At 63.5% G+C, this 7969-nt stretch carries 13 protein-coding genes; 3 read left to right on the forward strand and 10 right to left on the reverse strand.

Annotation, left to right across the window (positions count from 1 at the left end; translation table 11 throughout):
* Nucleotides 1-37: 37 nt before the first annotated feature.
* Nucleotides 38-595: an aspartate carbamoyltransferase gene (locus tag IV113_RS14645; protein WP_291086415.1), complete on the forward strand. Its 558-nt coding sequence runs from the start codon at nucleotides 38-40 to the stop codon at nucleotides 593-595.
* On the opposite strand, the gene IV113_RS14650 is transcribed toward IV113_RS14645, so the two are convergent.
* The 5 genes from IV113_RS14650 to IV113_RS14670 all read right to left on the reverse strand — a co-directional run bounded on the left by IV113_RS14650 (nucleotide 538) and on the right by IV113_RS14670 (nucleotide 4632).
* The gene (locus IV113_RS14650) at nucleotides 538-1251 is read right to left on the reverse strand and encodes a putative sulfate/molybdate transporter (protein WP_291086417.1); all 714 of its coding nucleotides are present in this window, start codon (nucleotides 1249-1251) and stop codon (nucleotides 538-540) included. The two genes, IV113_RS14645 and IV113_RS14650, sit on opposite strands and share 58 nt — an antisense overlap.
* The gene (locus IV113_RS14655; RefSeq protein WP_291086419.1) at nucleotides 1194-1640 is read right to left on the reverse strand and encodes a putative sulfate/molybdate transporter; all 447 of its coding nucleotides are present in this window, start codon (nucleotides 1638-1640) and stop codon (nucleotides 1194-1196) included. Before IV113_RS14655 ends, IV113_RS14650 begins: the two co-directional genes overlap by 58 nt.
* Before the next feature lie 35 nt (nucleotides 1641-1675).
* Complete coding sequence (locus IV113_RS14660) at nucleotides 1676-2665, reverse strand: MBL fold metallo-hydrolase (protein ID WP_291086420.1); 990 nt, start codon at nucleotides 2663-2665, stop codon at nucleotides 1676-1678.
* 31 nt (nucleotides 2666-2696) lie between these two features.
* Complete coding sequence (locus tag IV113_RS14665; protein ID WP_291086422.1) at nucleotides 2697-3158, reverse strand: rhodanese-like domain-containing protein; 462 nt, start codon at nucleotides 3156-3158, stop codon at nucleotides 2697-2699.
* A gap of 94 nt (nucleotides 3159-3252) precedes the next feature.
* Nucleotides 3253-4632, reverse strand: coding sequence for an FAD-containing oxidoreductase (locus IV113_RS14670; protein WP_291086424.1), 1380 nt, complete (start codon nucleotides 4630-4632; stop codon nucleotides 3253-3255).
* Between the two features lie 121 nt (nucleotides 4633-4753).
* Between IV113_RS14670 and IV113_RS14675 the strand changes: the two genes are divergently transcribed.
* The gene (locus tag IV113_RS14675) at nucleotides 4754-5350 is read left to right on the forward strand and encodes a class I SAM-dependent methyltransferase (RefSeq protein ID WP_291086426.1); all 597 of its coding nucleotides are present in this window, start codon (nucleotides 4754-4756) and stop codon (nucleotides 5348-5350) included.
* Between the two features lie 203 nt (nucleotides 5351-5553).
* On the opposite strand, the gene IV113_RS14680 is transcribed toward IV113_RS14675, so the two are convergent.
* From IV113_RS14680 to merT, 4 genes are all read right to left on the reverse strand, one after another.
* The gene (locus tag IV113_RS14680; RefSeq protein ID WP_291086428.1) at nucleotides 5554-5838 is read right to left on the reverse strand and encodes a CopK family periplasmic copper-binding protein; all 285 of its coding nucleotides are present in this window, start codon (nucleotides 5836-5838) and stop codon (nucleotides 5554-5556) included.
* Between the two features lie 126 nt (nucleotides 5839-5964).
* A complete protein-coding gene (locus tag IV113_RS14685; RefSeq protein ID WP_291086430.1) occupies nucleotides 5965-6189 on the reverse strand; it encodes a GDCCVxC domain-containing (seleno)protein in 225 nt (74 codons plus the stop codon).
* The gene (gene merP, locus IV113_RS14690; RefSeq protein ID WP_291086432.1) at nucleotides 6186-6467 is read right to left on the reverse strand and encodes a mercury resistance system periplasmic binding protein MerP; all 282 of its coding nucleotides are present in this window, start codon (nucleotides 6465-6467) and stop codon (nucleotides 6186-6188) included. The genes IV113_RS14685 and merP overlap by 4 nt, the downstream gene beginning before the upstream one ends.
* Before the next feature lie 14 nt (nucleotides 6468-6481).
* Nucleotides 6482-6868 carry a mercuric ion transporter MerT gene (merT, locus tag IV113_RS14695; RefSeq protein ID WP_291086434.1) on the reverse strand — a complete coding sequence of 129 codons (387 nt, stop codon included), beginning with the start codon at nucleotides 6866-6868 and terminating at the stop codon, nucleotides 6482-6484.
* Nucleotides 6869-6910: 42 nt separating this feature from the next.
* Between merT and IV113_RS14700 the strand changes: the two genes are divergently transcribed.
* Complete coding sequence (locus tag IV113_RS14700; RefSeq protein ID WP_291086436.1) at nucleotides 6911-7339, forward strand: MerR family DNA-binding protein; 429 nt, start codon at nucleotides 6911-6913, stop codon at nucleotides 7337-7339.
* A gap of 130 nt (nucleotides 7340-7469) precedes the next feature.
* Here IV113_RS14700 and IV113_RS14705 read toward each other — a convergent pair whose 3' ends face one another.
* Entirely contained in the window at nucleotides 7470-7832 is a 363-nt protein-coding gene (locus IV113_RS14705; protein WP_291086438.1) for a copper-binding protein, read from the reverse strand.
* Nucleotides 7833-7969 lie beyond the last annotated feature (137 nt).

Raw genomic sequence — 7969 nt, forward strand, 5'->3', positions numbered from 1 at the left:
CACCTTCATCGACACAAGTTCAACCTGGGAAAACCACATGTTCAAAACCACCATTGCTTCGCTTCTGTTTCTGACCTGCACGGGTGGTGCCAGCGCCCAGGCCATGGACCATTCCCGGATGGACCACGGCGCTCACATGGCCACCCAGGCTCCAGGCCAGCGCCTGGCGGAGGTGGCCCAACGTGGCAAGGACGTCATGCCCTTCAGCCTAGCCGCAACCACCCACATTTTCGGCAAGACGGGCCAGGGTGGTGTGCAACAGGTGGTGGTCAAGAACGCCAACGACGCCGAACAGGTGAGGCTCACGCGGCTGCACCTGCGGGAGATCCGCGACCAGTTCCTCAAAGGCGATTTTTCAGGGCCGACGCGCATTCATGGCCAGGACATGCCCGGGCTGTCTGCACTGAAGGCGGCTCACCCGGGACAGATCACCATTGACTACAAAGACCTGAAGGCGGGCGCCGAATTGAGCTACACCACGGCCGATGTCGACCTCGTGTCTGCGCTGCACCAATGGTTTGACGCCCAACTCGCCGATCACGGCAAGGACGCCATCGCGGGCCACGCCGGGCACGGCAACATGAAGAAGCCGTGAGACCGCTTCAGATCCGCAGGAGCCTTGACTTCAATCCCGCTTCCAGCAACACGCCTACCACCACGCCCACGCCCGCGTTCCACACCGACACGGCGGCGGTGGTGAGCAGCACGGCGGGCTTGCTTGTCGCGCGAGCTGCCGGCCGTGCCGATGGTGAGCGAGAAGCCGGCCACGAAGAGCATGGCGCCGATGGTGCCGGCCGGCAGTAGGCCCAGCAGTAGGGTGAGTTGACCGCTGGCGAACAGGCCGGCGAGCAGCAGCACAGTGCCCAGGAAGATGGGCGCGCGTCCGGTACGAGCGCCGCAGGTCACTTGCGCGGCCATGCCGCCGGCGCCAAAGCACATGGGTGGTGCGCCCAGGCCACCGGCCAGCAGGTTCATGAAGCCGGTGCTGCGCGCCATGCGGCTTTCGTCCACATTCACCGCGGGAAACAGGCGGCGGGTTTCGGCCACGATGCCGAGGATGGCGTTGCCGAAGGTCAGCGGGATCTGCGCAGCCGCCAGGCCGAAGGCGGCCAGCCACACGCCGGGCTGGTTGAAGGCCGTCCACTGCGGTGCAGGCAGGGCCAGAGTCCAGGGAGTCTCGGTCACCAACTGCATCAGCCCGGGCTGGCGCCACCACCCCACGGCCAACCCGATGGCCATGAGCATCGGCATGGTGAGCCAGCCACCGCGCCCCAGCAGCACCAACGCCAGCACCACCGAAGCCGCGCCCAGAACACGCCGGTGATCAAGGCCGCCAAGGCCAACACCGCCGGCAGGTCGTTGGTGCCCACCACCGTGTGGGCCAGTGCCGCCGCACCCACCGCCTTCATGGGCTGCACCCGCATGGGCACGCCAAAGCGCCAACCCACGATGACCAGGCTCAGGCCGAAGGCCAGCAGGATGGAAGAGGGCTGCACGCCGGCGACCACGATGAAGCCGACCAGAAACGGCAGCAATGTGCCGAGGTCGCCCATCGCACCGCCGAGGTCGCCGCGCCAGGTGGCATCCGACGAGTGCTGTGGTGCGGGCAAGGCTTCGCTGGGCTCGGTGGCGGGTGTCATGCGGACGATTTTGCGGTATCGCCGCAGAGGCCTGCTCACCGACCGCGCAGGCTTTCCTCTTCCATCAGCAGGTAGGTGTTGTAGGCGTTCATGCGGTTGGCAAAACGGAACATCGGCATGGGCTCGAAGGTGCTCCAGTCGGTGTTGCTGTAGGCCTCCTCGAAGGGCACAAGGTCTTTCGCCGCCCGGCCCATGGTGGTGCGCAGGTGGTTGAGGTAGTCACGCATCACCACCATGTCCTTGCGCGGCTCGGTGGACGCCGCGCCGTGGCCGGGCACGACCACCTTCACATCAAAACGCAACAGGCGGTCCAGCGAGGCGATCCACTGGCCGCTGTCGGCCTTGCCCACAAAGGGCAGGCGCCCGGCGAACATGATGTCGCCAGCGAACAGCACCCGCTCGGCGGGCACGAGGACGGCCAGGTCTTCCGGCGTGTGCGAGGGGCCCACGCGCTCCACCACGAAGCGCATGCCCGACAGCTCCAGGGTGGTGGAGTCGGCCAGCCAGCGGTCGGCCGGCACCAGGCGGGTGTTGTCGTCCACCCAGGGCGCCAGCTCGGTGCGCGAGGCCACGAGGCGTTGCGCCGCCGTGTCGGAGTTCAGGTACTCCCGCGCGTCCTGCTGCGCGATGATCTGCGCGCCCAGCTCCTTGAACACCTGCAGGCCGTAGATGTGGTCGGCGTGGTAGTGCGTCACGATCACATGGGTGATCGGCTTGGGTGTGATTTCGGCGATCTTCTGCACCAGCCGGCGCGCCAGCGCGGGGGAACCCAGCGCATCGATCACCACCACGCCTTGCGGTGCCACCACGAAGCCGGCATTGCTGATGAAGTTCTGGTTGGCCGGTGAGCCCATCGCGGCCAGGCCTTGCACGTACCAGCTGTTGGGGCCGACCTTCTGCGGGGTCATCTCTGGCGCGGTTTGTGCCGTGGCAGACACGCTCAGTGCGGCGAGGCCCAACGCAAGGGCACGCAGCAAACAGTGGCGCACGATCGGGTGCGCGTGGATCGGCAATGACGGGAACATGGAGCGCTCCTCAGGTGATGGGGTTCGGGGGTCAATGCTTTGCGCTGCTGGTGGTGCGGGTGGCGGCATCAAAGCCGCCCTTGGCTTTCCACTCTTCCATGCCGCCTTGCAGGATGCGCAGGTTGTCCCAGCCTGCCACGCGCAGCGCAAACCCGGCCTGCGCCGACAGCGAACCGGTGTTGCAGTAGATCAGCACCGGTTTGTCCTTGGGGATGGAGGCGCGTTTGGCCAGCACCTGGCGCCAGTCCATGTTGATGGCGCCGGGGATGTGCCCCTTGGCAAACTGCCCGGCGTCGCGCGCGTCGATCAGCACGAACTTCTTCCAGTCGTCCCTGGGGATCTGCTCGGCAAAGATCACGCCGCCGCCGTAGTCCACGAACTCCAGGTAGGCCTCCATTTCGTCGATGGCGGCGGCCTTGTTGGCCATGGCTGCGGACGGGCCGAGCAGGGCGGCGGTGCTCAGTACCGAAAGAACGAAATGGCGTGGGCGCATGGATGTCTCCTCTATTTGGAAGTAAATTAGCAAGCACTGATATTGTGAGTGCATTTGGAGGGATCGAAAAGTGTTCACCGTCGAGCGACCGGCTTCAAGCCAAGGGCTTGAGTTGCTGCAGCAGCGTGGGCAGCAGCTCCGACACCGTGGGGTGGATGTGCACGGTGCGCGCCATCAGGTCACAAGCTTGGCCTGCGGCCATCTGGTCCAGCAGGCTGTGGACCACTTCGTCGCCGTTGAGGCCGAGGATGGCCGCGCCCAGCAGAAGCCGGGTGTCGGCATCCACGAGTACCTTCATGAAACCCTGGGTCTCACCCGCCTCGCGCGCGCGGCCCACTTTCTGCATCGTCATCTTTCCCATCAACACCCGCCGGCCGCTCGCGCGGGCCTCGGTCTCGGACATGCCCATGCGGCCCAGCGCCGGGTCGATGAAGAGTGCGTAGCAGGGAATGCGGTCCGAGATGCGGCGCGGGTCGGTGTCGAACAGGTTGGCCACCACGATCTCGTGGTCGTTCCACGCGGTGTGGGTGAAAGCGCCTCGGCCGTTGCAATCACCCACAGCCCACACACCGGCAGCGCTGGTGCGGCACTGGTCGTCCACCTCGATGCAGCCCTTGGCGTCCATGCGAATGCCGGCGTGCTCCAGGCCGAGACCGTCGGTGTTGGGCCGGCGGCCCACGGCCAGCAGCACGTGGCTGGCGACGATGGGCGCTCTTTCGTTGGCGCACTGCGCGCCCACCGTGATCCGGCCAGCGTTCGGGGCCAGCGACAGGCACTCGGCTTCCAGCTCGAAACGCACACCCTCTGCCTGAAGAATCTCGCGGATGCCGTCCGACACGTCGGCGTCTTCGCGCGGCAGCAGGCGCGCCGAGCGCTCCACCACCGTCACCTGGGCGCCGAAGCGCCGCATCATCTGCGCAAACTCCAGGCCGATGTAGCTGCCTCCGACAATGACCAGGTGCTCGGGCACGGTCGCCAGCTCCATGATCGACACGTTGTCCAGGGTGGGCACGTCGTCGATGCCCTGCAGGTCCGGGCGCACCGAGCGTCCACCCACGTTGAGGAAGATGCGCGGTGCGGTGAGCTGACGGCCGTTGACCTGCAGCGTGGCCGGCGCCACGAAGCGCGCCTCAACGGTGATCACCTCGGTGTGGGCCAGGCCACGCATCCATGCCTCCACCGCCTGGCGCGAGTGCAGCACGATGCCTTCCTTGCGCGCCTTCACCCGCGCCATGTTCACCCGGATGTCGCCCGTGTCAAAGCCGTACTCGGCGCCGCGCTGCGCCTGGCGCACGGCACGCGCGCTGGCCACCAGGGTCTTGGTGGGCACGCAGCCCACATTGACGCAAGTGCCCCCGAAATGGTGGCGCTCGATCACAGCGGTGCGCAGCCCTTCGCGGGCACAGCGCGCGGCCAGGGCGGGGCCGGCTTGTCCAGCGCCGACGACGATGGCATCAAAGACTTCCGTGGGCATGTGATGGACCTCCGGGTGGGGGGTGTGAGCGACCCTGTCGATCATGTCCCTTGCCCCAGGTGCTGTCGACCCATCCAGGCGCAACATGCCCGGCGCATCGAAACCCACCAGAGAGACACCCATGAGCAACAACCGCAGTGTTGAATTTTTCGACCGGCAATTCGAGCGGCAGATTCACCAGTCCGAGTCGGCACTCAATCCGTTCGAGCAGGCCGCGCTGCCGCATCTGCGGGGGCGCGTGCTGGACTTTGGCTGTGGCATGGGCAATCTGGCCATGGCTGCAGCGCGCGCTGGCTGTTCGGTGTTGGCGCTCGATGCCAGCGAGGTCGCCATTTCGCATCTGCGCCAGTTGGCCATCGCCGAAGGTCTGCCAGTGGAGGCTCAAGTGGCCGATCTCAGCCGGTACCGCGTGAACGGTGAATTCGACACCATCGTCTCGATCGGGTTGCTGATGTTTCTCGACTGCGCCGCCGCGCAGCGGGCTTTGGCCGACTTGCAGAAGCACCTGGTGCCGGGCGGCACGATGGTGGTGAACGTGCTGGTGGAGGGCACGACCTACATGGACATGTTCGACCCCAACGCCCATTGCCTGTTTCCGCGGGATTTCCTGCAGGCGCAATTTTCCGGCTGGCAGGTGATTGCCTCCGTGCACCAGGACTTTGCAGCACCGGGGGACACGGTGAAGTCGTTCGCGACCATCGTTGCGTGCAAGCCATGACCCAGGGCATGCCATGAGCCTGAGCTCAGCCTCGGTGATCGGCAATGCGCTGCGTTGCGGGGTGCTGTCATCCGGGAAGGGTGACGTTGCACAAACACATGTCAGCGTGAGCGAAAAAAAGCAAACCCTCTCGCCGGTCACCGGGAGAGGGTCTTTGGAGTCCGGTCACATCCGGACTGCGTCATTGATGGCGTCGCAAGGCTTCAGTTGCCGTGGCCTTTGTTCAGCAGAGAACTCAAACGCGCGACTTCGTTGCCCATTGTTGTGATGCTTTTCCCATCGGCCGTCTGGACGACTTCACCCTTGCTGAGGTGAGTCACGCTTCCGAACTTGCTTTCCTTCGCCATCAATCCGTCTTTGAACACGTAGAGCTTTTCCCCGTTTTGCAATGCGATGACCTGCTTGGCCTCCGACTGGGCGGCATCCATGGCAAATGCGGGGGCCACAGCGGCCAGTGAAAGGACGAGGATGTTGAGGTGGCGAATCATGGAGGTCTCCTTGGATAAAGATCACATCGTTCGAATGAATCGATGTGGTACGGCGTACGAATCCAATGTAGCGAGGCACCCCTGACCGGCAGCTTGCGAATGCATTACATCTTGGTCAGCGCAAAGTCAGGATGAGTTGCAGCAGCTCAATTTGCCACCCTGTTGCATCGGCGGGCAGGGAACTGTGCCAAACGAGCAGAACACGCAGCAGTCGCCCGCCTTGGGCCTCAGGACTGCGTGGCAGCTCTCGCACTCGTAAAACCATTGGCAAGCATCCGTTGGCATGACTTCGGTTTTGGGATGCCCACATTGCGGACAGGTCAGCACAGATTCCAGAATCACTTGGATCATTGTCTGGCTCCTGAAACGGTCGACGGGAAGCCAGCCTCCTTGGTGGCCTGGGTGATGCTCGTCAATGTGACCTTGGCATCGTCGAAGACCACAGTGGTCTCCCGCTGGTCAAGGTTGGACTTCACTTCGAGCACGCCATCCAGCTTCGTCAGCGCCTTTTTGACTGTGATGGGACAGGTGGCGCAGTTCATGCCCGGGATGGAGAGCGTGACGGTCTTCTGTGCAGACCACGCGGGTGCGCTCAAGGCAAGGCCGAACATGAGCATGAGGTGTTTCATGGAAAGCCCTTTCATCAATAGAACCAGTGCGCAATGAACGGGAATCCCATCGCTGCAACAAGCAGCAGCACCACGACACCGAAGAGCACCTTGTAGGCGCGGCGGATGCCCGGAGTCGCACAGATCTGGCCTGATTCGCATGCGACAGCAGGCTTCCAGATCTTGCGCGCTGCGAAGAACAGCGCCACCACCGACACACCGATGAAGAACGGCTGGTAGGGCGCCAATGCCGTCAGGTGGCTGATCCAGGCGCCCGAGATGCCCACCATGATCAACACCAGCGGCCCCAGGCAGCAGGTCGACGCAAACAGGGCGGCGAGGCCCCCGGTCAGCAAGGCCTTGCCGCCGTGCCCGTTCACGGGATCGGTAGTGATGGATTGGGTGGTGGATTGAACTTGCATGAAGTAACCTTAAGTCCGTACCCAAGTACGGAGTCAAGCAGCATGATCAACACCCGAACTCCCACAGATCCAGGCATGACCATCGGTGGCCTCGCTCAGGCCGCCGATGTCAATGTCGAGACGATACGGTTCTATCAACGCAAGGGCTTGATGCCCGAACCAGTGCGACCATCGGGCGGGATTCGGCGCTACGCGGAGGGGGACCATTCGCGCTTGCATTTCATCAAGACCGCCCAGCGCTTGGGATTCAGTCTGAACGAGATTGCCGAGCTGCTCCTACTCGACGATGGCGCCAGTTGTGCCCAGGCCCGAATCAAGGCCGAGGTCAAACTCGCGGATGTGCGGCGCAAGCTCGTGGAGCTGCACCGGATGGAGGGGGCACTCGAAGGGCTGATTCGCCTGTGTGGAGCAGCCAGAGGCAAGGTGCGATGCCCACTGATCGCAGCCTTAAAAAACGATACCGTCACTTGAGCCTCTGACTCAGTACCGGCTTCGGACGGCACGTCGTACTCTTTGCGGCCAGCTCCCGCGAAAAAAAGCCGGACCGCTTCAAAAAAGCGATCCGGCACAACGGGTCACCCACTGGGTCACCCGGTCAACATCACTTACCGGGTTGGATGTCGGTAACCACCATCTTGCCCGCATCTTGGATGACGACGAACTGGATTTTCTGACCTACTTGAACCTTGTCCAACATGGCCTTGTCCTTGATGTTGAACACCATGGACATCGGGGGCATGTCCAGGTTCTTGATCTCTCCGTGCTTGATCGTGATCTTGCCGGCATCCTTGTCGATCTTGCGGATCTCGCCATCGGTCATGCCAGGTGCACCGGCCGTGGACGCCTTGCTCTGATCCATTCCCATCTTTCCATGTTCCATGGTCATTTGAGCCAGTGCAGGTCCAGCGAAGGCAAAGAAGAGGGCGACCGCTGATGCGGCCAGAGTCAGGTTCAGTGTTTTCATGAGATGTTCCTTCAATCAGGTGTGGCTGTGGGTTGCCGGAAAGCGAGCTTTGCCGGCTTATTTGGTGGTCACTTTGATCTGACCCTTCATGCCGGCGTCGTAGTGCCCGGGGTGAAGGCAGGCGAAATCAACGACGC

The organism is Hydrogenophaga sp. (genome assembly GCF_018780385.1).
Classification (GTDB): domain Bacteria; phylum Pseudomonadota; class Gammaproteobacteria; order Burkholderiales; family Burkholderiaceae_C; genus Hydrogenophaga.